This is a genomic window from Streptomyces sp. NPDC060205 (assembly GCF_042728395.1).
Classification (GTDB): domain Bacteria; phylum Actinomycetota; class Actinomycetes; order Streptomycetales; family Streptomycetaceae; genus Streptomyces.
The window spans coordinates 20,332-43,311 of the sequence record NZ_JBHWZP010000015.1; the positions used below are offsets into that span (position 1 = coordinate 20,332).

Genomic DNA, 22,980 nt, shown 5'->3' on the forward strand with positions numbered 1-22,980 from the left:
AGTTCCCCACCACCGCGCGGTTACGGGTCCCTGCGGGTACGTCGTGGCTGGCCGCGCAGTTCCCCGCGCCCCTAAAGGGCGCCCCTACGGGGCCGCCGGCGCGGGCCGCTTGTACATGCGGGTCGCAGTGATCTCCGTGTGGGCGGCCTCCCCCGCCGGAACCTCCCGCGGGAGCCCCGGCCGGAGGTGTTCCTCCACGCTGATGTACTTCAGCCCCGCCCTCAGGTCCGCGTCGTTGCGCAGGCGGATGACCAGCGGGAACTCCGCGAGCGCGGTCGTGTCGAACAGGCCTGTCGTGTACAGGAGCTGGACGCCGAGCGCATCGGAGACGGCCCGCTGCAGCTCCAGCAGGTACGTCGCGTTGGCGCGCCCGATGGGGTTGTCCAGGAACAGCGTGCCGGCGTGGCGGTGCTTGTCCCGGCCGCGGTCGTTCGAGCGCAGGGCCGCCATCGTGCAGTACAGCGCGATGGCGGCGGTGAGCAGCTGGCCGCCGGAGAACACGTCGCCCATCTGCCCGACGGGGACGCGCTCGGCGCGCAGTACGGCGTCGGGCTTGAGGATCTCGACGGCGACGCCCTTCGGCTGGAGCGCCGCGGCCACCCCTCTGAGCAGCAGGGACATCCCGTCGCGGCGCAGGTCGGAGTTCTTCTTGACGGCCGCCCTGGTGGCCTCGTCGACGACCTCGCCGAGGCGCTCGGCGAGCGTGGCCTGGTCGGGCTCCTCGAAGCGGATCCGCAGGAACTCCTGTCCCGACCACTCCCCCAGCCCTTCGGGCAGCCGGGACAGCCGCTGGGCCGACCGCAGGGTGGCGAGCGCGGACTCGACGAGGCCGCGCAGCCGGTCCACGATCGAGTCGCGGTTGCGCTCCAGCTGCGCCAACTCGTCGGTGAGGACGCGCAGTCGGGGCGCGAAGGCGTCCGCCCACTTCTGCGCGTGCTCGGGCAGTGCGGACGCGGGCAGCTCCCGGATCTGCTGGCGCGCGGGCGTGCGCACCTGCTCGTAGCGCGTGGAGTTGGCGTGCCGTACGAGGATGTCGCTCGCCTCGCGCACGGCCGCCTCGGCGGCGGAGAGGTCGGCCGCGCAGCCGCGCAGGGAGCGGCGGGTCTCGGCGGCGGACTGCCTGGCCTCTTCGAGCGTGCCGGGGTAGGGCTCGGGCTCCTCCTGCTCGTCGTCCGCGTGCTCCCGCAGGAGGTCCCGGAGGAGGGCGGCCGTCTCGTCGAAGCCGCCGGCCGCGTCCTCGGCGGCGTGGTGGGCGTCGAGCAGTTCGGTGTGCGCGGCGCGCGCCTGACTCAACGCGTCGGTGCGGGAGGCGAGTTCGCCGGTGGCGGTGCGCAGCAGGCTCTGCGCGTGCTCGGCGTCGCGGGGCACGAGGTCGTCGGGCAGCTCGGTGTGGGCGTCGGCCTCCTCGGGTGCGTGCCGCTCGGCCTCGCCGCGCAGCCGGCCGAGCTGTTCGCTCGCGGTCGACACCCGGCCTTCGAGGATTTGGACCAGTTCCTCGGCGCGGGCCACGGCCGCCTGCCGGGACGGTCCGTCGGAGCCGTCGGTGGACTCCAGGAGCTGGGCGGCCCGGGTGCGCACCTTGTTGGTGAGCCGGTTCAGCTCGGTGAGCGCGGCGCTCTCGTCGCTCTCGGCCCGCGCCTGCTCGGCGCGCAGGTCGGCGCCGACGCCGACCTTCTCGTACAGCTGGGAGGCGGCCCGGTAGGCCTCGCGGAGGGCGGGCAGCGACGATTTCGCGGCTCCCGGCTCCTCCTCCGGCAGCTCGTCGGGGGCGCCCGCGATCTCCGCGCGCTCGGCGCGCAGGGCGCGGGCTGTGCGCCGGGCGTCGTCGGCGGCGCGCTGGGTGCCGCGCCGGTCCTCGTCGGCGGCGCGGGCCCGCTCCAGACAGGCCTGGGCGCGGGCCTCCGACTCGGCGGCGTCGTCGGCGAGTTCCCGTACCTTGACCTGCCAGCCGGCGCGCTCGCGCAGCCGGAAGGCGAGTCCGGCGAGCGCGTCGGCGGCGCGCCGGGCCCGCTGGGCGGCCTCCTGCCGCTCGTCCCGTACGAGGGCCGCCTCGGCCGCGGCGCCGGCCGGGGCGGGGGGCCCCCCCGGGGGGGCCCGGTGGGGGGGGGCGGGGGGCCGCGGGGGGGGGGGGCCCGGACCAGGCGGCCGGGGGCGGGCGGGGGGCCGCCTCGGCCGCCGCCTCGTCGGCCTCGGTCCGCACAGCGCGTGCCTCGGACAGCTCGGCCTCGGCCTCCTCGGCGAAGGTGCGCGCGTCACGAGCCGCCGTGGCCAGTTCGGTGAGCCGCCCCGCCGGGCAGCCCGTGCGCCAGGAGGCGAGCCGGGCGGCGAGCTCCCGGTCCTTGGCGAGCCGGGCGGCCGACTCGCGGATCTCGTCGTCCCGCTCGGCCGCGCGCCTGCGCAGCGCCTGCCGCTCCTCGTCGGCGGCGTGCTCGTCGTGCATGGCCGGGTTCGGCGGTACGAGGAAGACGTCGTCCCCACCCGCGCCGGGGGCCGGGGTCGGCGCGAGCAGCGCGGCGGCCGTGCCGACGGCCACCGTGGAGCGCGGGAGCAGCGCGGCGTCGGTTAGGGCCTCGCGGGCCCGGGCGTGGGTGTCGGGGTCCGTGATGATCACGCCGTCGACCAGTTCGGGCCGGGCGGCGAGCACGCGCGCGTGGTCGACGGGGTCGACGGCCTGCGCGAGGTAGCGCCAGCCGGGCAGCGCGGGGATGCCGTGCTCGCCCAGGTACTCCACGGTGGCGAGGACGTCGGGGCCGGGCGGCAGCAGCCCGCCGTCACCGAGCGCGCCGAGGATCCGGGAGTCGTCGGCCGCGGCGGTCCGCAGCTCGAAGAGCTGTCGTTCGGCGGAGGTGACGGTGTCGTCGAGGAGCTGCCGCAGTTCGTCGGCGTAGTGGTCCAGCTGCTGGGGGGTGAGAGAGCCGTCGGCCTCGGGGCCGTCCGAGCCCGCCGTGGTGGTGATCCCCCTGCCGTCGGCGCTCGCGTCCGGGGCGGCCGGGTGCCGGGGCCCCGGCAGCGACGGGCGTCCGGAGCCGCCCGGACCGCCGGAGGCTCCCGGCAGGCCGAGCAGTTCGGTGAGCCGCTCCTCGCCCGCCAGGGCCTGGGCGATCCGCCGTTCCGCGTCGTACGCGTGCTCGGCCGCCGTCGCCGCGTCGGCCGCGCGGGCCGCCGTCAGCTCGGCCCGGGACTCGGCGGACGCGGCCTCCCGGGCCTGGTCCGCGGTGCGGCGGGACGCCTCGCGCGCGGTGTCCCAGGCGGCCACGGCCGTCTTCTCGGCGTCGCTGGCGGCGAGCGCGGCGCGGGCCGGGTCGGCGTCGGGGGCGGTGTCGTCGAGCCAGCCGGCCCGCACGGCCTCTGCGGTCTCCTGCTCGACCTCGCCGAGACGCTGGCGCAGATGGCCGACCTCGCTGCGGGCGCGCTGTGCCTCGGTGGCGGCGGACGTCGCGTCCCGGTGGGCGGCCTCCCCGACCTCCTGGAGCGAACTGGACCGCTCCTCCTGCTCGTTGGCGAGCGATTCGGCCCCTTCGGCAGCGGCGTGCAGCGCGCGTACGAGGTCGACGGCGGCCTTGGCCCGGGCGGCGAGGGCGGGGGCGGCGTCCCGCTCGGCCTCCAGGATCGCGGCGGCCACCCGGGTGGAGCGGTCGGCCGCCGCGCGGTGGCGCAGCACGGCTTCCGCCGCCTGCCACGCGGAGTGCAGGGTGCGCGCGTCGGCGAGTTCCTTCTTCTGTGCGGCGGCGCCCTTCTCGGCCGCGGCGAGCGCCAGCGAGGCGTGCCGGTAGGCCAGTTCGGCCGCGATCAGCGCACTGCGCTCCCGGGAGCCCTCCGCCTCGGTGACGCGGTGGGCGGCGGTGGTGACCTGCTGGGCGAGATCGCCGGTGCGGCCCCGCTCCAGCACGGCGCGCGCGGACAGCCGCCTGGCCAGCGTGCGCGTACGCCGCTCGGCGGCCGTGTGGATGTCGCGCGCGTGGGAGCGCGCCCCGGCGGCCTCGACGATCCGTCCGAGCAGGTCCACGGACCCGGCGGTGAACTCCCGCTCGGCGATCAGTTCGGCCCGTCGTCCCAGCTTGTTGCCGAATCCGCCCACCAGGTCGGCCAGGCCGTCGGTGTCCCGGGTGTCGGTGACCGCGCGCAGCAGCAGGTCGGTGAAGTCGGAGTCCTTCTTGACGGCGAAGAGACCGGCGGCCTCGCCCTCGTCGGCGTTCATCTCACGCTGGTAGCGGAAGAGTTCGGGGTCGAGGCCCAGGTCACCGAGGTGTTCGATCCACCGGTCGTGGATCTCCTCCCAGTGCACTTCGAGGTGCGGGTACGCCTTGCCGGCCTCGGTGAGCGCGTCCCGGAAGCCCTTCATGGTGCGCCGCCGGCCCTGCGCGCCCGAGGCGCCCTCGACGGGCGGCCGGACGGCGGTGGCCTCGGCGACCGGCAGGTTGTCCAGGCTCAGCCCGGGTCCGGGCCGGAAGGAGTACCAGGCCTCGGCGAACTTCCGCGGGTCGTTGGAGACCTGCCGTCCGCGCCACTCGCTGACCTTTCCGACGACGACGCACTCCCCGGTGAGGGTGTGCTGCCACTCCAGCGCCACGTGCCCGCAGTCGTCCGCGAGCAGGAACTTGCGCAGCACACCGGAGCTGGCGCCGCCCAGGGTGTTGCGGTGGCCGGGCAGCATCACCGAGAAGATCAGCTTGAGGAGTACGGACTTGCCGCCGCCGTTCTCCAGGAAGAGCACACCGGCGGGCGCGGGGCGGCGCGGCGGCCCGACGGGCTCCTCCTCGAAGAACTCCGCCTGCGTGGGCGCGGGGTCGGGCACGACCGCGCCGACTCCGCGCAGGTCCAGCACGGTGTCGGCGTAGCGCGCACCGGCCGGCCCGATGGAGTAGAGGCGGACCCGGGACAGCTCGTACATGGCGGACTCTCGTGGTCGTGAGGGGTGTGGGGGATGTGACGGGAGGGCGTCGAAGGGTCTGGTCCGGTTACGAGTGAAACGGCAGCCCGGCGTCGGCGGCCAGCTCCAGATCGTCGGTGTCCTCGGCGGGCATCAGGCTCGCGGTGCCGTCGGTCACCGGCACGACCCCCAGCTCCAGCAGCTCGGCCAGGGCGGCGCTGCCCGCCATGTCCCGCACCTGGAGCTGATAGCGGGCGGTGGTGCGGTACGTGCCCCCGGCGTCGTCCCCGGTGCGCTGCAGGAACCCGGAGTCGGTGAGGAACGCGGCGGCCTTGCCGACGATGCCGGTGGTGGAACCGGCCAGTCTGCGGGCGTCCTTGGTGGCCCCGGCGGAGCTGCGCCGGGCCCAGATCCGCCAGGCGGCCTCAAGTCCCGGGGCGTCCGTGGCCGGATCGGTGTTCTCCCCCTGCTCCTCGGCCCGCTCCTCCAGACGCCGGCAGGCCTGCCGTACGAACGCGTCGACGCCGTTGACCGAGACGCGGCCGATGTATCCGTCGTCCGCGAGGTCCTCGGGTCTCGGAAAGGCCAGGGCGGCGACGGCGAGGTGGGCGAGGCCGTGCAGGAAGCGGTCGCCCGAGTCGGCGGACGCCCGTCGCGCGTAGTCGCCCATGCGCACGGCGAACACCGAGTCCTCGGCGGCGGTCACGGCCATGCCGGCCCGCGGGGACACCTCAAGGACGACGAGCCCGAGCCCGGTGGCCACGGCGTCGGCGAGCCGCGCGAAGGGGGGATCCTCGCGGTAGCGCCGCAGCAGTTCGGCGTACTCCTGGTCCCGCGCGGGCTGTGTCTTGGGCTGCAGCCCGAAGGCCACGAGCCGTGCCGCGTCCGCGGTGTCGGCAGGGGTGACGGGGGCGCTCACCGCCGCGGCGACCGTCTCCGCCTCACTCCACTCGACCTGCTCACTCACGACTGCCACTCCTTGCTACGGAAAACGCGACCCCTGTGCCTGTCGGGGCCCAGGTCGGGCGCCCGCTCAGGGGCGCGGGGAACTGCGCGACCGGCCACGGACGGCCCGCACGTCACAACCCGCCCGCGGTACCCCACCGTGCTCAAGCAACTGCTCACGCGACCTCCGACCGGCCCGCGGTCATCCCGACCACATCCAGCAGAGCCATCCCCACGATCAGATCCGCCCCGCCGAACTCCGGATCGTCCAGCTCGACCCCGTCGTCCACGGCGAACAGCAGCCGCTCCTCCCCCTGCCGGTACGCGGTACCAACCGGCGGACTCGCCGCGTGCACCGCCAGCAGGGCGACGAGGTACGGCAGTTCGGGATCCCGCCGCCGCGCGTCGGCGAGCAGCCCGGACAGCCGGCGCGGCGCGTCGGCGGGCAGGTCGAGCAGTTCCATGGCGGCGGCGAGCTGTTCCTCGCTGAACCGGCTGTCGTCCGGCGTGGCGATCAGATCGGGCTCGGGCATCTCCGCACCGAGATGCTCCCGCTCCACCGGCGGTGTCAGCAGCAGGTCGACCAGATCCCCGACCCGGACGGACGCCGGGGTGCGCAGCCCGGTCCCGCGCGCGAAGAAGGCGTCGGTCACCCGCAGCGCCTGCTCCAGGGGCAGCGGCAGCACGGGGGCCACGAGATGGCCGTAGAGGTCTATCCCGGAGGTCGTCATCGGGGTCGCGAAGGCCTGCCGGTCCTGCTCGGCGCGGAACAGCGGCCCGGCCTCCAGCAGCCGGGACTGCAACTGCGTGTGACGCCGGATGCAGTCCTTCACGATGTCGACCAGCTCGGCGGCCCGGCGCTTCTGCTCGGGGTCCTCCGACTCGTCGCGCGCCTTGCGGATGTTGGTGAGGATCGCGTTCTCGTGGCGGTAGCGGTCCGCCACGTGGTCGAGGGCCTCGGCGATCATGTCGGGCACGGCCTGCAGCCAGTCCACCGCCCGGACGTTGCGCCGGGTCGCGTCCAGGGCCCTGCGGAGCGTCTCCGAGTACTGCACGGTGCGGTAGCGGGCCTGCTCGGCGGCGAGCTGGGCGTCCGCGAGACGGCCCCGGCTGATCAGCACCTCCAGCTTGACCTCGGCGGCGATCTGCGCGCTGGTGACGTCGGTGTCGAGGGCGCCCACGAGGACGTTGACCGCTTCGTCCGTCGTACGGAGGTACACGCTCCCTCCGTAGCCCGCGACCTCCTCGATCAGCTTGAAGTCGTAGTCGCGGCGCACGTACGAACCGTCGGGCGCGAACGTGCCGTAGACGGCGCGGAAGCCGCGGTCGACGCTGCCGACGTTGATCAGGTTCTCCAGGACCCAGCGGGCCACCCGCTCGTGCTCGGCGACGGGCCGGCGCGGGGCCTGGGCGGCGATGCGCGGAATGAGCCTGGCCACTATCTGGTCGTGGTCGGCACCCGTGTCGAAGTCCATGTTCAGCGTGATGAGGTCGATGGAGGCGAGGGCCACCTCCGCCATGCCGTACACCGAGTACTCACCCGCGAGGTTCGCCTTGCGCACGTCGAGGTCGTGCAGGGGCGCGGTGCAGGCGAGCGCGCGCAGGCGGCGCGCCAGGCCCTCGTCGGCGGCCGGGCCCAGCGCGGGGCGCGGCCCCGCGCTGAGCTGGGGCGGAACGCTGTCCGTCGATGCAGGCGAAGTCACGGTGCACAGACTAGGTCCTTGGTCTGACAACAGCCCAAAACGGCCTGTGGTGTCCTGTGTGCCGCCTGCTGGGAGCAGAGGGCTTGCGGCCGGATGTTCGGTGCGGGTCCGTCGTGGCTGGTCGCGCCCACGCGGCCGAGCCGCACATGGCACAGCCCCGCGCCCCAGTCGGGGCGCCCGTCAGGCCTCCTCCGCCACCCGGTTGCCGTATACCTCCGTGACCCTTCTGCGGGAGTCGTCGAGGTAGACGGCCAGGAGGGACTCCGCCTCCTCGCGGTCGCCGTCCTGGAGGGCCTGCAGTATCTGGCCGTTGCGGGCCAGATACGGCTCGTGGAGGCGCTTGGGGTCGTCGACCAGGTGGAAGGCGAGGCGGAGTTCGGCGAAGACGCTGCGCATCAGTTCGTCGGTACGGGCGCTGCCGGCGAGGGCGACCAGTTCCTGGTGGAAGTGGATGTTGGCGGTGCCCACGCCCTTCCAGTCGCCCTCGTGGGCCGCCCGCCGCCCGTCCGCGACCGAGTCGGCGAGGCCGTCCACCGCGTACGGCGGCTTGCCGAGTCCGCGGACGACCGCGCATTCGACGAGGCTGCGGGTGCGGTAGATGTCCTCGACGTCCTCGACGGTCAGCACCCGTACGAAGACACCGCGGTTGAGCTGGTGGACCAGCAGCCGTTCGTGCGTGAGCAGCCGGAACGCTTCGCGCAGGGTGTTGCGGGAGACGCCGAGCGCGCCGCCGATGCTGTCCTCGGACAGGCGCTTGCCGGGCGGGAAGTACCCGTCGGCGATCCGGCTCCGCAGGATGTCCGAGACCCGCTCGGCGGTGCTGGTGCGGCCCAGCAGCGCGCGGTCGTCCGCCAGTCCGTTCAGTTCGGCCACGCCCGAATTCAATCGCAGATACAAGAACGAAACAACATGGGTATTGAAGGATCGTTCAACGATCCTCTACCTTGCTTATCAGGCGCCGGGTTTCCCGGGCACCGCCCGCTCGTCGGGGCACCGCCCTCCCGTTCGGGCACCGCCCGCTCGTCCCGGCGCCGACGGCTTCCGCACGCCATGGCACGGCTCAGTCCCCAAGCACCCTCCCGTCCCTCATCTGCGAGGTGCCCATGAGCACGACCCCTCCACCGCAGGCCCTGCCCGCCGAGACGCGCCCCGGAGCGGGTGAACCCACCGGCGACGAGGGTGCGTTCGCCTGGCTGCGGGCCCTCGGGCCGCGCGGCCGCCGCGCCTTCGGCGGCGCGTTCGGCGGCTACGGCCTCGACTCGTACGACTACTTCACGCTGCCGCTGAGCATGGTGGCCCTGGCCGCGTACTTCGGCCTCAGCAGCGGCCAGACCGGGCTGTTCACGACCGTCACGCTCGTCGTGTCCGCGATCGGCGGCGCCGCGGCGGGTGTCCTCGCGGACCGGATCGGGCGCGTCAAGGCACTGATGATCACCGTCGTCACGTACGCGGTCTTCACCGTGGCCTGCGGCTTCGCGCCCAACTACGAGACACTGCTGGTCTTCCGCGCTCTCCAGGGGCTCGGTTTCGGCGGCGAGTGGGCAGTCGGCGCGATCCTGGTCGCCGAGTACGCGAGCCCCAAGCACCGGGGCCGTACGCTCGGCGCGGTCCAGAGCGCCTGGGCCGTCGGCTGGGGGCTCGCCGTGGTCGTCTACACGCTGGTCTTCCAGTTCCTCGACGACGACATCGCCTGGCGCGTGATGTTCTGGACCGGCGCCCTGCCGGCCCTGCTGGTCGTCTGGGTGCGCCGGCAGGTCAAGGACGCCCCCGAGGCGGCCGAACGCCGCAAGGAGAGCCCCGAGAAGGGTTCCTTCGCCGCTATCTTCAAGCCCGGCACGGCCGGCGCGCCCGGCCTCCTGAAGACGACGATCTTCGCCGTGCTGCTCTCCACGGGCGTCCAGGGTGGCTACTACACGCTGGCCACCTGGGTGCCGACGTATCTCAAGACGGACCGCGGACTGTCCGTCGTCGGCACCGGCGGCTATCTCACGTTCCTGATCTCCGGAGCCTTCATCGGCTACCTGACCGGCGGTTATCTCACCGACAAGCTGGGCCGCAAGCGGAACATCCTGCTCTTCGCGATCCTCTCGGCGATCTGCATCCTGGCCTACGCGAACATCCCGAGCGGCGCCAACACCCTCGTCCTCGTGCTCGGATTCCCGCTCGGGTTCTGCATGTCGGCGATCTTCAGCGGCTTCGGCTCGTTCCTCAGTGAGCTGTATCCGACGGCCGTACGCGGCACAGGACAGGGCTTCACGTACAACACGGGCCGTGCCGTGGGCGCGGTCTTCCCGACCCTCGTCGGCTTCCTGGCCGACAGTTGGGGTGTCGGGGGCGCGCTCGTCTTCGGTGCGATCGGATACGGACTCGCGGCACTGGCCCTGATCGGTCTGCCCGAGACCCGTGGGAAGGAACTCCTGTGACCCGGCCCCAGAGCACACGGCACCGCCCGCTCGACCTTCTCGACGACCACGCGCACGCGTGGAGCCCGGCGGAGGCACGTTCCCGCTTCCGCGCGGGCGTGTCGGGTCCCACCGCGGGCTGCGCGGCGGGCCACACCCAGGCGAACCTGATCTCGGTGCCGGCCGACTGGGCGTACGACATGCTCCTGTTCTGCCAGCGCAACCCCAAGCCCTGCCCGGTGCTGGACGTCACCGACGCCGGTTCCTGGTCGACCGTCCTGGCCGAGGGCGCCGATCTGCGCACCGATCTGCCGCGCTACCGCGTGTGGGAGCACGGCGAGCTGGTCGAGGAGCCCACGGACGTGGTGGCGCACTGGCGCGACGACCTCGTGTCGTTCCTCATCGGGTGCAGCTTCACCTTCGAGTGGGCGCTGACCGAGGCGGGCGTCCCGATGCGCCACATCGAGCAGGGCCGCAACGTCTCCATGTACGTGACCGGCCGCCAGTGCCGTCCCGCCGGACGGCTGCGCGGACCCATGGTGGTGTCCATGCGTCCGGTGCCGCCCGAGCACCTGCCCGTGGCGATCCGGGAGACCAGTCTGCTGCCCGCGGTGCACGGCAGCCCGGTGTACTGCGGCGATCCGGGCACCCTCGGCATCGCGGACCTGGGCCGCCCCGACTTCGGGGATCCGGTGGACTTCGAGCCGGACGACATCCCGGTGTTCTGGGCCTGCGGTGTGACACCGCAGGCCGCGGTGATGGCCTCGCGCCCGCCGTTCGCGATCACCCACGCGCCCGGCCACATGTTCGTCACCGACGCCCGTGACGAGCAGTACCGCGTCGCCTGAGTCAGCCGATCCGCCCGACCGGAGAACGGACACTCCATGACCTCCACCGGTATCCCCACCGGTACCGCGACCGATCTCAACGCCGATCTCGGCGAGGGGTTCGGCCGCTGGCACCTGACCGACGACGAACAGCTGCTGTCCGTCGTCACCAGTGCCAACGTGGCCTGCGGCTTCCACGCCGGGGACCCCTCCACCATGCGGCGGGTGTGCGATCTCGCCGCCGCGCGCGGGGTACGGATCGGCGCCCAGGTCTCCTACCGGGACCTGGCGGGCTTCGGGCGGCGCGCGATGGACGTGCCGTCCGGCGAGCTGGCGGCCGAGGTGGCGTACCAGATCGGTGCCCTGGAGGTCTTCGCGCGCGCGGCGGGCGCGCGCGTGGCGTACGTCAAACCGCACGGCGCGCTCTACAACCGCATCGTGCACGACGAGGAACAGGCGAAGGCGGTCGTCGACGGGGTACGGCTCGCCGACGCCGCGCTGCCGGTGCTCGGGCTGCCCGGCTCCCGGTTCCTCGACGTGGCCGCGAAGGCCGGACTGCCGGTCGTCACCGAGGCGTTCGCGGACCGCGCGTACACCGACGAGGGCACACTCGTGCCGCGTGGCCGGCAGGGGGCGGTCATCACCCGTCCGGACGACGTCGTGGAACGCTCGGTGGGCCTCGCCCGTTCTGGTGTCGTCACGTCCCACTCGGGCCGTGAGATCGCCGTACGGGCCCGGTCCCTGTGCCTGCACGGCGACACGCCCGGCGCGGTGGACCTGGCCCGCCGGGTCCGGGCACGGCTGGAGGAGGCGGGCGTCCGCGTGGAGGCGTTCGTATGAGGGCACTGCCGGTCGGTGACCGCGCCCTGCTCGTCGAGGTGTCCACGGACGAGGAGGCACAGGCCCTGCACGCCGATCTGCTCCGCCGCCGCGCGGAGGGCTCCCTCTCCGTGCGCGAGATCGTCCCCGCCGCCCGCACGGTGCTCCTGGACGGCCTGGAGGACCCCTCCCGGCTGGCCGCGCAGCTGGCCGGCACACGGCTTGCGTCCGTTCCTCCGCCCGTCGCGGACGTCGTGGAGATCGCCGTGCGCTACGACGGCCCCGACCTGGCGGACGTCGCCGAAATCTGGGGCGTGTCCCCGGAGGAGGTGGCGCGTATCCACGCGGCGGCCGACTTCCGGGTCGCCTTCTGCGGGTTCGCTCCCGGCTTCGGCTATCTGACCGGGCTCCCGGCCCGCTACGGCGTGCCCCGGCGGGCGACACCCCGTACGGCGGTCCCGGCGGGCTCGGTGGGCCTCGCGGGCCCGTACACGGGCGTGTACCCGCGCTCGTCGCCGGGCGGCTGGCAGCTCATCGGCACGACGGACGCCGTGCTGTGGGACCACGCGCGCGTGCCGGCCGCGCTGCTGTCGCCGGGCACGCCGGTCCGCTTCGTCCCGGTGGACTCCTGATGACGGACCGCGCACTGGTCGTCGTACGGGCCGGGGCGCTGACCACGGTGCAGGACCGGGGGCGCCCGGGCCACGCGCACCTCGGCGTACCGCGCTCCGGCGCGCTGGACGCGCCCGCCGCCGCCCTGATGAACCGGCTCGTCGGCAATCCGCCCGAGGCGGCCCTCCTGGAGACCACGCTCAACGGCTGCGACCTGCGGCCGCGTTCGGCGCTCACGGTGGCCGTCGGGGGTGCCCCGTGCCCCGTCTCCGTGGACGGCCGCCCGGCCCCCTGGGGCGCCCCCGTGCACGTGCCCGCCGGAGCGCTGCTGTCGGTCGGAACGGCCGTCTCCGGAGTACGCGCCTACGTGGCCGTCGCGGGCGGTGTGACCGTCGACCCGGTGCTCGGCAGCCGCTCGACCGACCTCCTCTCGGGCCTCGGCCCACCGCCCCTCACCGCCGGGACGGTGCTCCCCCTGGGGAAGCCGTACGACGTCCCCGCGCGCGTGGACGTCGTTCCGCAGCCGTCCCCGCCGGCCGAACTGGTCCTGCGGGTGATGCCGGGGCCCCGCGACGACTGGTTCACGGCGGCGGCCTGGCACACGTTCACCACGCACACCTACCGGGTGTCCTCGGCGAGCAACCGCATCGGCCTGCGCACGGAGGGGCCTGCCCTGGAGAGGGCGATCGGCGGTGAACTGCCCAGCGAGGGCATGGTCCTGGGCGCCGTCCAGGTCCCCCCGGACGGCAGCCCGGTGGTCTTCCTCGCGGACCACCCCACGACCGGCGGCTACCCGGTCATCGCAGTGGTCCACCCCGAAGACCTCCCGACCACAGCTCAGTCCACCCCGGGCACCCCGGTACGTTTCGTCCCGACCTGCACCCCCCAGGGGCACGGCGAACGGCGCAGTCTTTCATCTTGAGGCCCCGCAGCCCCCAGGGGCACAGCCCCAGGGGCGCGGGAAACGGCGCAGTCTTTTGTCTGTCGGGGGCGCAGCCCCCAAGGGGCGCGGGGAACGGCGCAGTCCTTGGCTTTCAAGGGGCGCGGGGAACGGCGCGGCCAGCCACAACGAACCCGCACCCGACAACGCACCCCAGGCGGAGCCACCTTCAAAACCTCACGCCGCATCCGCAGGATCCCCCACCGCAACCCCCGCCAACGCGGAAGCCACAGCCCGAGAAGCCGCAAGATCAAGCCGCACGCCAGTGCCCCGCACCCGATGCCGCACCTCGGAAGCTGCCAGCCCGAGAAGCTGCGGCAACAGATCGGTGCACCGCCGAGCCACCCACCCGGCCCCGGAGGTGGCCAGCCACCGAAGACTGGCCGCCCGAGATGGCCCGGGAAACTCGGCCACGGCACTCGGCACGGGCCCCGAGGCGAGCCCCGCCTCCACCAACAGCGCATGGAAGCGCAGCGCGAGCTGCCGATGCCCCCGCTCCCCCGGATGCAACCGGTCCGCACTCCACATCCCCCGCTCCGCGACCCAGTCCCCCTCGGCGGCATGCAGATGCACGGCCCCGTACCGCTCGGACAGCGCGTGCACGACCGCGTTCACGGCCCGCTGCCGCCGTGCCAGCGGCCGTGCGAGTGCCCCCGGCAGCCCCAGCATCGTCCCGGGGTCGGGCAGACAGGCGGTGAGGAGGACGGCGCCCTGCCCGGTGAACGCCGCGTACACCTCGTCGAGTCGTTCGGCCACGGCGTGGATGTCGAAGGTGCAGCGCAGGGTGTCGTTCACCCCGATGACGACCGAGGCGAGGTCGGGCAGCGCGGCGAGCGCCACGGGCAGCTGGCGTTCCAGGACGTCACGCGTCTGAGCGCCGCTGACCGCGAGGTTGCGGAACTCGACCGGCGCCTCGGACGGGGCCAGGCCCGCGGCGAGCAGCGCGGCCCAGCCGCGCCACCCCTCGCCCACGGGGTCGCCCACCCCTTCCGTCAGGGAGTCGCCCAGCGCCACGAACCGCAGGGGTCTCATACGACGCCCTCCCGGGGCCGTGGCACGGACCGGAGAGCGGTGGCGGGGAGCGCTGCCCTTGGCGCCCCCACCCGGACGGCGGCATCGTGCGCGGCGAGGAACGCCTCCACGGCGGCCGGCCACCCGAAACACGCGGCACGCGCGCGTGCGGCCTCCCGGCGTTCGTCCTCGGGCCGGTCCAGGAGCATGCCGATCGCGACACCGAACGCCGTCCCGGTGTCCGCGGCGGTCGCTCCGGCGGAGCCGATGACCTCCGGAAGGGCGGAGGTGGCGCTGGCGACGACGGGCGTGCCGCAGGCCATGGCCTCCAGGGCGGCGAGCCCGAAGGTCTCGGCGGGCCCCGGCGCCAGACACACGTCGGCGGAGGCCTGCAGTCCGCCGAGCAGCGCGCGGTCGGCGACGTGCCCGAGGAAGGTCACGGGCAGCCGCCGTTCACGCGCCCGCTGTTCGAGCCGGGCCCGCAGCGGCCCGTCGCCGGCCACGACGAGCACCGCGCGCCGCCCGCCCCGCAGCAAAGCCTCCAGCGCGTCCAGGGCCGTACCGGGCCGCTTCTCGACGGACAGCCTGGAGCACATGACCAGCAGGGTCTGGTCCACGCGCGCGTACCGGGCCCGTACCGCCGGGTCCCGCAGCGCGGGGTGGCGCCCCTCCAGGTCGACGCCCAGCGGGGCGCGTACGACATTGCGGGCGCCGATGCGGACGAACTCGCGCTCCGCGAACTCCGTGGTGCACACGATCCGCGCGTAGTGGTGGGCGGTACGGAGGTTGAGGGCGTCCGAGGTGCGCCGGGCGAGGCCCGGCGACATGCCCCAGGTGCGCAGCACGCCGTCGGCGGTCTCGTGGGAGACCATCACCGCGGGCACCCGGGCGCGCCGCGCCCAGACGCCGGTCCAGCGCAGCGTCGTACGGTCGGAGACTTCGAGCCGGTCGGGGGCGAGCGTCTCCAGGAGCGCCGCCACGCGCCGCCTGTCGGTGAGGACGCGGTAGCCGCCGGTGCCGGGCAGCAGCGGGCCCGGCAGGGTGATGACACGTCCCTGTTCGGTCTCGCGGTCCGAGGCGCGTTCGCCGGGCACGATCAGGACGGGCCGGTGGCCCGCCTCCAGGTAACCGGCGCCCAGTTCGCGCAGCGCGGTCCGCAGGCCCCCCGAGGAGGGGGCGACGAAGTTGGCGAGCCGCACGATGCTCAGGGGCTCGTTGCTCAGAGACTCGTCGCTCAGGGCATCGCTCATGCCGCCACCACCGCCCGGCCGGCGAGGACGTCCGTGTAGTGCTCGATGAGCGCGTCCCCGACGGCGGCCCAGGTACGGCCCTCGACGGTACGGCGTGCCTCGGCGCCGTAGGCGGCCCGCAGGGCGGGGTCGGCGGCGAGCGACCACACGGCGTCGCGCACGGCGGCCTCGTCGCGCGGCGGGACGAGCAGCCCGGTGCGCCCGTGCGCCACCAGGTCCAGGGGACCGCCCGCGGCGGGGGCGACGACCGGTACCCCGCTGGCCATCGCCTCCTGGACGGTCTGGCAGAAGGTCTCGAAGGGGCCGGTGTGCACGAAGACGTCCAGGGAGGCGAAGATCCGGGCGAGTTCGTCGCCGGTGCGGCGCCCCAGGAAGACGGCGCCCGGCAGCGCCTGGTCGAGGCCCGGCCGGCTCGGGCCGTCGCCGACGACGACCACACGCACGCCGGGCAGAGCGCAGGCTCCGGCGAGGAGTTCGATCTGCTTCTCGGGGGCGAGCCGGCCCACGTAACCGACGATCAGTTCGCCGTTCGGGGCGAGTTCACGGCGCAGGGCGTCGTCCCGGTGCTGGGGCCGGAAGCGGACGGTGTCGACGCCCCGCGGCCACAGCCGTACCCGGGGCACGCCGTGCGCCTCCAGGTCGTGCAGGGCGGCGGTGGACGGGGCGAGGGTGCGGTCGGCGGCGGCGTGGACGGAGCGGATACGGCGCCAGGCGGTGGCCTCGCCGGTGCTGATGTACGTACGGGCGTAGCCGGCGAGGTCGGTCTGGTAGACGGCCACGGCGGGGATGCCGAGGCGGCCGGCTGCGGCCATGCCGCGGACGCCGAGGACGAAGGGGCTGGCCAGGTGCACGATGTCGGCACGGTGTGCGGTGATCGCGGCGGCGACGCGTCGGCTGGGGAGGGCGACGCGGACCTGGGGGTAGCCGGGGAGTGGCAGGGACGGGATGCGGACGACGGGGCACGGTGCGGCTGCCTCGGGCGCGGTCCCGAAGGAGGCGCCCGACTGTTCGGAGGGGGTGGTCGAGAGCTTGGGGGAGGTTGCCGGAGCGACGACAACGGGGGTGTGACCGCGCTCGACGAGGTGCCGGGCGGTCTGGAGCGCGCAGTGGGCCACGCCGTTCACATCGGGGGGAAAGGACTCGGTGACGATGACGACACGCATACGGGTGTTGTCGTCGTGCTGGACGTGGCCGCGTCAACGTGGATCTTTCCGGATGAGGAACGTCCCATGAGCGTTGGGCTCCGCACGCCCTCTCATCACGGAGCGGTCACGCTCCGGCGTCCGGGCCCGTACCAACGGGATACGGGCCGACGACGGGACGCTCACACGCCGGTCGCGCACACCGGCGCGCGGGGCGCTCGCCGCGATCACCGTGCGCGCGGTCCCACTCCGCGCGCTCCCCGGCTGCCTCCACGCGGTCCGGCCCTCGGTCCGGCCCGCGGTCCTGGGTCACACGGCGGACGCGTCCGGTCCGATGCGGCTGCGGACCGCGGTCTGTACGTCGGCCTCCTCGGCCGGGTCGGCGGCGAGCCGGCGGAGCTGGTCGACCACGCGGGCGTCCCCGGTCTCGGCGTGCCGTGCGGCCACTTCGCGGGTGGTCTCCTCGCAGTCCCACAGGCACTCGACGGCGAAGCCCGCGGCGAAGGACGGGTCGGTGGCGGCCAGCGCGCGTGCCGCCCGGCCGCGCAGGTGGGAGGAGGCGGTCTCGCGGTAGACGTGCCGCAGGACGGGTGCCGCTCCCGCGATACCGAGCCGTCCGGCGCCGTCGACGAGGGTCCACAGGGTCTGCGCGTCGGGTCCCTCACCCCGTACGGCTTCGCGCAGGGCGCCCAGGACCAGTTCGCTGTCCTGTGCGCCGCCCCGGCAGGCGAGGACGCGTCCGGCGGCCTCTCCCAGGGCGTCGGGCCGGTGGGCCCAGCCGCGGGCCCGTTGTACGGCGGCGACGCTGCGCATCCGTTCGAAGGCGTCCACGGCGGCCTCCACCACGAGGGGTGAGCCGGAGGACTGTGCGGCCTCGACCAGATCCAGTACCTCGGGATCGTGACTGTCGGCGAGATAGCGCAGGGCGGTGCAGCGTGCGCCGTCGTCCCCAGTGCGGGCGGCCTCGACGATCTCGGGGCGGTCCTCGGGTCCGGCGACGGCCGTGAGGCAGCGCGCGGCGGGCACATGGAGCGCGGCTCCGCGCTCGATGCCCTGCTGGGCCCATTCGAAGACGGCCCGCACGCTCCATCCGGGGCGGGGCCCGGACGGTCGCATCTGTTGCTGCCAGCGGTCGAAGGAACCGCTTTCCCGGGCGGCACGCACGCGCGTGCCGATGGATGAGCGTGGATCGTCGGCCCACAGCCGCCAGGGCCGCGGCTCGAAGGAGTCGCGCACGACGGCGGCCAGTTCGGCCTCGCCCTCGGGGTCGGTGGCGAAGCGGGCGAGGACGGGGGCCGCGAGGGCGCGCAGCCCGGCGTCGTCGTCGCGCAGCGCCAGTTCGTCGAGGGCCCACGTCCAGTTGGCGCCGCTTGCGGCGTACCGCCGCAGCAGTTCCAGGGCGTCCCGCCTGCCGTACGAGGCGAGGTGGCCGAGGACGGCGAGCGCGAGGCCCGTGCGTGACTCGTCGGTGTCGAGCACGTCCGCCGCGTCGAAGAGGTGGGCCTCGATCTCGTCGAGGCCGCCACCCAGGTCGAGGTGGAGACGTGCGTAGTAGAGCGAGCGGTTCTCCACCTGCCAGTCGTGGCGGGGGTCGCTCAGCACACAGTGGTTCAGTGCCGCGAGCGCTTCGGCGCGCGGTGCGGTGAGCGCGTGCAGCGTGCCGTCGCCGCGGCCCCTCTGGAGCAGGCCGAGCAGCGTACCGCTGGGCGCTATGACCGGATCGAACATGGGAAACAGCCTCACATCAAGCGTCGACGCAACCGGGATCCTGCTCTACCTGGCCGCGTGACAACACGTCGGGGCGCCCGCCGTTTCCTGCTTGCTGTAGACCATCTTCCTCTGCCTCTCGTCGGTGGCCCGTGCGGGCCGCATCACGGTCCGCGCGGTGCGGCAACACCTGCCCAGCCATCGCGTCCGTGAATCACGACGTCATGATGACCCAGCGGTTCTCGCTGCCGCGACCGCATTTCCGGCGGCCCCGTCCCGCCTCCCCCAAAAAAGCTGTTTCGCCTGGTCAAGGCGGATGGTTCAGTGTGCTCCGAACAGGTCGAGCAGGTCGGCCTTGGCGAACATCCGGGCCGTGTCGACGGCGGAGGGCGTCCCCGCCGAGGGGTCCGCGCCCGCGGCCAGGAGGACGCGGATGACGGCGTCCTCGCCCTTGAAGACGGCCCCGGCGAGCGGAGTCTGGCCTCGGTCGTTGATACGGTCCGCCTCCGCCCCGCGCTCCAGGAGGGCGCTCACGGCGTCGGCGTGACCGTGGTAGGCGGCGAGCATCACGAGCGAGTCGCCGCGGTCGTTGGTGAGGTTGGCCGGAACACCCGCGTCGACGTACGCCACGAGCGCCTCGGTCCGCCCCTGCCGGGCCAGATCGAAGATCTTGGTCGCCAGCTCCACGACCTCGGGGTCGGGCGCTTCACTCATCGACGGGACCGCCTCTCACTGGGGAATCACTGGGGGACTCGCACCGCGGGAACGGTGCGACGACGAACGGGACCGAACGGGACTGCGGGGACGTGCGGCCGTAGCGGTGCGACCGTACGGGTGAATCGCCAGAGTACTGGCTTCGCGGGCACATGACCTGGCCCACCCGAGGCAAGGATCACTACGAAACCGACAAATCACCGAGCGGGCCACCGAGGGGCCCTCCCGAGCAGGCCCATCGGGGTGAAATAAGCAGAATTTCACCCAGTTGCACCTTTTATCGTATGGATACATGCTGTGAGCCTGGAAGTACTCATGGTGACTGTCCCCATCGATCCAGGAGAAACAATCATGATCCTGTCCATGTCAGGCGTGGTCCTGCTCGGCATCATCGTCTTCCTCTTCTTCCGCAAGGACGGCCTCAAGGCCTCGCACGCGATGGTCAGCGCCCTCTTCGGGTTCTACCTCGCCGGCACGGCCATCGCCCCGAGCATCACGGCGGGCGGCGCGAGCCTGGCCGGACTGCTCGGCGGGATCAAGTTCTGACCCCCACCCCGTTCGCACGCACCTCCAGGAGACAGCAGTGGCCCGGCGCCCCCTCCCCCGCATTCTGAGTACCGGCAGCGCGCAGATCGCCCGCAGCAGGGACCTGGCCCGGACGGCCGCCGACAGCGCCACCGACGTCCTCCACCCGCTGATCACCATCAGCCGTGGACTGCGTCGGCTGGCGGCCGCCGGCCGGCGCAAATGGGCGGACACCCCCAAGGACCGGCGCGGTCCACTGCTGTTCCTGGTGGCCTCGGTCGTCCTGATCGTGGCCCTCATCCCGTACGGGCCGCTGCTGGCCGTCATCACCCTGATGGCGGCGGCCGCCTGGCAGGGCCGGGACCACACCCCGGCCGTGCCCACAGGCCCCGACGACTCACAGAGCAAGCGCCTGGAGTCCCTCTACGAGGCGCTCGTTCCGTACTTCTCCGTCCCCGAGGACCCGGCCCCGCTCTACGCCCACGGCGGCGAGTGGGGCAAGGCCTTCGACGCGTACGAGTTCGACGACACCGGCCGGGTCTCGCAGCTGTCCGTGCGCTACCCCGCCTACTTCCGGGACGGGGAGGCCGACTCCCGGGCCCGTATCGAGCAGCTGCTGCACGCCAAGTCGGGCCGCGGCCGGGAGTACCGCTTCGCGTGGGACGAGGAGAGCAACCAGCTCTCGGTCGCCGTCCTGCCTCCGCTGCCCACCGACATCGCCGCCCAGCGGTTCGTCACGGCACCGGGCGAGACCGTCCTCGGCTTCACCGACCCGGCGGGCGTGCAGCGCACGCTCCCCCTCGACTTCGGCCAGGAGCAGCGGGACGTTCCTCCGGTGGTCTGGCGCACCGGCGTGCGCTCCACCGAGCCGCACCTCCTCGCCGTCGGCGGGCCCGGCAGCGGCACGACCACGCTTCTGCGCTCGATCGCGCTGCAGGCCCTGCGGCACGGTGACGTACTGATCGTCGAGGGCGGCGGCACGGGCGAGTACGCGTGCCTGGCGGGGCGCGACGGCGTCCTGGGCATCGAATGCGGTCTGTCGGGGGCGCTGGCGGCCCTCGAATGGGCCGCGCACGAGACGGAGCGGCGTCTCGTCACGGCGAACCGGTCCCGGCAGGCGGGGCTGACGCCGCCGGAGGACACACGGCGTCCGCTGTGGCTCCTCCTGGACCGGCCGACCGCGCTCGGCCACCTCGCGGCGGCCGACAGCCGCAGTGATCCGCAGACGCTCCTCCAGGTGCCTTTGCGTCACGGGCGCGCGGCCGGGGTCACGGTCGTGGTGGCCGAACAGTTCGACGCCGTGGAATCGCTCGGCGAGGCGGTTCTGGGGCACACACGCGCGCGTGTCGTGCTCGGGGCGGCTTCGACGGGGCAGCTCGAAGCGGTGCTGGGGGTGCCGCCACACACGACTCCCACGGCCGACGTGCCGGCGGGGCGGGGGTACGCGCGGCTCGGCGCGGGCCCCGTCCACCGCCTTCAGGTGCCGGCGACGCCGGACCCGTACGACGAGGCGACGAGCGAGACGCATCGCCGGGCGGTCCTGGACCTGCTCCCCCCGGCGGGCACGGCCCCGGAAGCCCCGGCGGCCCCCGCGCCCGCCCGCGTCACGGCACCGGGCCCGGTGGGCGTGGCCGCGGAGGGCTGACCGCCGGACATCACCCTCCGGAGCGTCGTGGCTGGCCGCGCAGTTCCCCGCGCCCCTGAAAGCCAAAAGACTGCGCCGTTCCCCGCGCCCCTGACGGGGCACAGCCCCTCCCTAGGGGCGCGGGGAACGGCGCGGCCGACCACGACGCACCCGCACATGCAGGCCCCGGCACCCCCACCCACCCAGGGGCGCGGGGAACTGCGCGGCCAGTCACAACGCACCCGCACCCGACAAACCACCCGGGAGCGCCGCGTCTCAACCCGCGGGTGTCACGCCACGAACGTGCGGGGCGCCTCCCCACCGCCAAGCGCCCCGGTCGCAACCATCCGCGCCGCCGCCCCCAGCCGCGCAACCGCCTCGTCGGCCACCGCACCCCCGACGGTGAACGGCAGCCGCACATACCCCTCGAACGCCCCGTCCACCCCGAACCGGGGCCCGGACGGCACCCGTACCCCCACCCGCTCGCCCACCTCGGCCAACCGCGACCCGGACAGACCCCCCGTGCGCACCCACAGCGTGAGCCCGCCGTGCGGCACGTCGAACTCCCAGTCCGGGAGTTCGCGGCGCAGCGCCCCCACCAGCGCGTCCCGGTTCTCGCGGGCCTGGTCGCGCCGCACGCCCACGGCCTGCTCCCAACCGCCCGTGCTGAGCAGCCAGTTCACGGCCAGCTGCTCCAGGACGGGGGTGCCCAGGTCGGCGTACGCACGCGCCGCGACGAGGCTGCGGATCACGTCGGGCGCGGCACGGACCCAGCCGATCCGCATCCCCGCCCAGAAGGCCTTGCTGGCCGAGCCGACCGTGATGACCGTCGACCCGGCCGGGTCGAATCCGCAGACGGGCCGCGGCCGTTCGATGCCCTCGTCCAGCTGGAGCTCGCTCATGGTCTCGTCCACGACGAGCACGGTCCCGGCCGACCGCGCGGCGTCGACGAGCTGCCGCCGCTGGTTCTCGTCAGCGAGCGCCCCGGTCGGGTTGTGGAAGTCGGCGACGACATAGGCGAGCCGGGGCGCCGCGTCGCGCAGCACCTGCCGCCAGCGGTCCATGTCCCAGCCCGCCAGCCCCTCGGCCATGGCGACGGGCACCAGCCGCGCCCCCGCCTCACGCATCAGCTGAAGGATGTTGGCGTACGAGGGCGACTCGACGGCGATGCGCTCCCCGCGGCCGGCGAAGAGGTGACAGATGGCGTCGATGGCCCCCATGGCCCCGGTGGTCACCATGATCTGCTCGGGCATGGTGGGAATGCCACGTGCGGTGTACCGGTCGGCGAGGGTCTGGCGCAGCGCGGGCAGCCCCGCCGGATAGTCGCCGTGCGTGTGGGCGTACGGCGGCAGCTCCTCCAGGGCGCCCTGGACGGCGCGGGTGAGCCAGGGTTCGGGGGCGGGCAGGGCCGCGCAGCCCAGGTCGATCATGGAGCCGAGGGTCTCGGGCGGCAGGGGTTCGAGACCGCGTGCGGGCAACGGGTTTCCCGCCGGTACGGCGGTCCAGCTGCCCGCGCCCCGGCGGGACTCCAGGAAGCCCTCGGCGCGCAGTGCCTCGTAGGCCGCTGCCACGGTGGTGCGGCTGACGGACAGCGAGAGGGCCAGTTCGCGCTCGGCGGGCAGGCGCGCGGCCACGGGGACCCGGCCTTCGAGAACGAGCAGCCGGATACCGTCGGCGAGGGCGCGGTAGGCGGGCGGGCGGCGCGTGCCGGGGCCCGCGGGGCGCTCCTGCTGGGAGTTGAGCAGTCGGGCAAGCTGGGCGGCTCCCACCGCCGAAGTCCACTGCGCCATGTTTTCCAGTCCACCTTCCCCGAATTGGCCATGGAAGAGGTTTATCCTCACGCCACAGAGTGTCATGAGTCAGTCCAGTGACACCACCGCACCGCCATC

16 protein-coding genes and 2 pseudogenes are annotated in these 22,980 nt (G+C 73.9%); 7 read left to right on the forward strand and 11 right to left on the reverse strand.

All coding sequences use genetic code 11. From position 1 onward, the window contains the following. Positions 1-84 precede the first annotated feature (84 nt). The 5 genes and pseudogenes from ACFWGJ_RS04610 to ACFWGJ_RS04630 all read right to left on the reverse strand — a co-directional run. A pseudogene (locus ACFWGJ_RS04610) lies at positions 85-2,040 on the reverse strand (hypothetical protein); the annotation flags it as partial. 121 nt (positions 2,041-2,161) lie between these two features. After that, positions 2,162-4,891 (reverse strand): annotated as a pseudogene (locus ACFWGJ_RS04615) (hypothetical protein); the annotation flags it as partial. 67 nt (positions 4,892-4,958) lie between these two features. Further along, positions 4,959-5,837 carry a hypothetical protein gene (locus ACFWGJ_RS04620; protein WP_387320984.1) on the reverse strand — a complete coding sequence of 293 codons (879 nt, stop codon included), beginning with the start codon at positions 5,835-5,837 and terminating at the stop codon, positions 4,959-4,961. Positions 5,838-5,991: 154 nt separating this feature from the next. Beyond that, a complete protein-coding gene (locus ACFWGJ_RS04625; protein WP_387320985.1) occupies positions 5,992-7,518 on the reverse strand; it encodes a hypothetical protein in 1,527 nt (508 codons plus the stop codon). Between the two features lie 180 nt (positions 7,519-7,698). After that, positions 7,699-8,391 carry a GntR family transcriptional regulator gene (locus ACFWGJ_RS04630; RefSeq protein ID WP_387320986.1) on the reverse strand — a complete coding sequence of 231 codons (693 nt, stop codon included), beginning with the start codon at positions 8,389-8,391 and terminating at the stop codon, positions 7,699-7,701. 230 nt (positions 8,392-8,621) lie between these two features. Here ACFWGJ_RS04630 and ACFWGJ_RS04635 point away from each other — a divergent pair, with 230 nt between their 5' ends. From ACFWGJ_RS04635 to ACFWGJ_RS04655, 5 genes are read left to right on the forward strand one after another with little or no spacing between them, the layout of a single operon-like run. Further along, entirely contained in the window at positions 8,622-9,941 is a 1,320-nt protein-coding gene (locus ACFWGJ_RS04635) for an MFS transporter (protein ID WP_387320988.1), read from the forward strand. Then, a complete protein-coding gene (locus ACFWGJ_RS04640; protein ID WP_387320990.1) occupies positions 9,938-10,768 on the forward strand; it encodes a putative hydro-lyase in 831 nt (276 codons plus the stop codon). The genes ACFWGJ_RS04635 and ACFWGJ_RS04640 overlap by 4 nt, the downstream gene beginning before the upstream one ends. Positions 10,769-10,804: 36 nt before the next feature. Beyond that, positions 10,805-11,587: a LamB/YcsF family protein gene (locus tag ACFWGJ_RS04645; RefSeq protein ID WP_387320991.1), complete on the forward strand. Its 783-nt coding sequence runs from the start codon at positions 10,805-10,807 to the stop codon at positions 11,585-11,587. Continuing rightward, positions 11,584-12,198, forward strand: a complete 615-nt coding sequence (gene pxpB / locus ACFWGJ_RS04650) for a 5-oxoprolinase subunit PxpB (protein WP_387320993.1) — start codon at positions 11,584-11,586, stop codon at positions 12,196-12,198. The genes ACFWGJ_RS04645 and pxpB overlap by 4 nt, the downstream gene beginning before the upstream one ends. Then, positions 12,198-13,100: a biotin-dependent carboxyltransferase family protein gene (locus ACFWGJ_RS04655; protein WP_387320995.1), complete on the forward strand. Its 903-nt coding sequence runs from the start codon at positions 12,198-12,200 to the stop codon at positions 13,098-13,100. Before pxpB ends, ACFWGJ_RS04655 begins: the two co-directional genes overlap by 1 nt. Positions 13,101-13,295: 195 nt before the next feature. Here ACFWGJ_RS04655 and ACFWGJ_RS04660 read toward each other — a convergent pair whose 3' ends face one another. The 5 genes from ACFWGJ_RS04660 to ACFWGJ_RS04680 all read right to left on the reverse strand — a co-directional run bounded on the left by ACFWGJ_RS04660 (position 13,296) and on the right by ACFWGJ_RS04680 (position 18,942). Continuing rightward, positions 13,296-14,150 (reverse strand): SGNH/GDSL hydrolase family protein, encoded by an 855-nt coding sequence (locus tag ACFWGJ_RS04660; protein ID WP_387320997.1) that lies wholly within the window; start codon positions 14,148-14,150, stop codon positions 13,296-13,298. Further along, complete coding sequence (locus tag ACFWGJ_RS04665; RefSeq protein WP_387320999.1) at positions 14,147-15,379, reverse strand: glycosyltransferase; 1,233 nt, start codon at positions 15,377-15,379, stop codon at positions 14,147-14,149. Before ACFWGJ_RS04665 ends, ACFWGJ_RS04660 begins: the two co-directional genes overlap by 4 nt. Further along, positions 15,376-16,542: a glycosyltransferase family 4 protein gene (locus ACFWGJ_RS04670; protein ID WP_387321001.1), complete on the reverse strand. Its 1,167-nt coding sequence runs from the start codon at positions 16,540-16,542 to the stop codon at positions 15,376-15,378. The genes ACFWGJ_RS04665 and ACFWGJ_RS04670 overlap by 4 nt, the downstream gene beginning before the upstream one ends. 288 nt (positions 16,543-16,830) lie before the next feature. Further along, a complete protein-coding gene (locus ACFWGJ_RS04675; RefSeq protein WP_387321003.1) occupies positions 16,831-18,249 on the reverse strand; it encodes a HEAT repeat domain-containing protein in 1,419 nt (472 codons plus the stop codon). A 300-nt stretch (positions 18,250-18,549) separates the two neighbouring features. Next, positions 18,550-18,942 carry an ankyrin repeat domain-containing protein gene (locus ACFWGJ_RS04680; RefSeq protein ID WP_387321005.1) on the reverse strand — a complete coding sequence of 131 codons (393 nt, stop codon included), beginning with the start codon at positions 18,940-18,942 and terminating at the stop codon, positions 18,550-18,552. 351 nt (positions 18,943-19,293) lie between these two features. Here ACFWGJ_RS04680 and ACFWGJ_RS04685 point away from each other — a divergent pair, with 351 nt between their 5' ends. Both ACFWGJ_RS04685 and ACFWGJ_RS04690 read left to right on the forward strand, forming a co-directional pair. After that, positions 19,294-19,488 (forward strand): hypothetical protein, encoded by a 195-nt coding sequence (locus ACFWGJ_RS04685; RefSeq protein ID WP_041991757.1) that lies wholly within the window; start codon positions 19,294-19,296, stop codon positions 19,486-19,488. Positions 19,489-19,525: 37 nt separating this feature from the next. Then, positions 19,526-21,112, forward strand: coding sequence for a hypothetical protein (locus ACFWGJ_RS04690; RefSeq protein WP_387321008.1), 1,587 nt, complete (start codon positions 19,526-19,528; stop codon positions 21,110-21,112). Between the two features lie 269 nt (positions 21,113-21,381). On the opposite strand, the gene ACFWGJ_RS04695 is transcribed toward ACFWGJ_RS04690, so the two are convergent. Next, on the reverse strand, positions 21,382-22,881 hold the full coding sequence (locus tag ACFWGJ_RS04695; RefSeq protein WP_387321010.1) for a PLP-dependent aminotransferase family protein: 1,500 nt from the start codon (positions 22,879-22,881) through the stop codon (positions 21,382-21,384). Between the last annotated feature and the right edge of the window lie 99 nt (positions 22,882-22,980).

Bases quoted from the DNA above. Each gene is read 5' to 3' on its own strand.
- ACFWGJ_RS04645 (WP_387320991.1), top strand. From the start codon at position 10,805: ATGACCTCCACCGGTATCCCCACCGGTACCGCGACCGATCTCAACGCC.
- ACFWGJ_RS04680 (WP_387321005.1), bottom strand. From the start codon at position 18,942: ATGAGTGAAGCGCCCGACCCCGAGGTCGTGGAGCTGGCGACCAAGATC.
- ACFWGJ_RS04685 (WP_041991757.1), top strand. From the start codon at position 19,294: ATGATCCTGTCCATGTCAGGCGTGGTCCTGCTCGGCATCATCGTCTTC.
- ACFWGJ_RS04695 (WP_387321010.1), bottom strand. From the start codon at position 22,881: ATGGCGCAGTGGACTTCGGCGGTGGGAGCCGCCCAGCTTGCCCGACTG.
- ACFWGJ_RS04655 (WP_387320995.1), top strand. From the start codon at position 12,198: ATGACGGACCGCGCACTGGTCGTCGTACGGGCCGGGGCGCTGACCACG.
- ACFWGJ_RS04660 (WP_387320997.1), bottom strand. From the start codon at position 14,150: ATGAGACCCCTGCGGTTCGTGGCGCTGGGCGACTCCCTGACGGAAGGG.
- ACFWGJ_RS04670 (WP_387321001.1), bottom strand. From the start codon at position 16,542: ATGCGTGTCGTCATCGTCACCGAGTCCTTTCCCCCCGATGTGAACGGC.
- ACFWGJ_RS04675 (WP_387321003.1), bottom strand. From the start codon at position 18,249: ATGTTCGATCCGGTCATAGCGCCCAGCGGTACGCTGCTCGGCCTGCTC.
- ACFWGJ_RS04635 (WP_387320988.1), top strand. From the start codon at position 8,622: ATGAGCACGACCCCTCCACCGCAGGCCCTGCCCGCCGAGACGCGCCCC.
- ACFWGJ_RS04665 (WP_387320999.1), bottom strand. From the start codon at position 15,379: ATGAGCGATGCCCTGAGCGACGAGTCTCTGAGCAACGAGCCCCTGAGC.
- pxpB (WP_387320993.1), top strand. From the start codon at position 11,584: ATGAGGGCACTGCCGGTCGGTGACCGCGCCCTGCTCGTCGAGGTGTCC.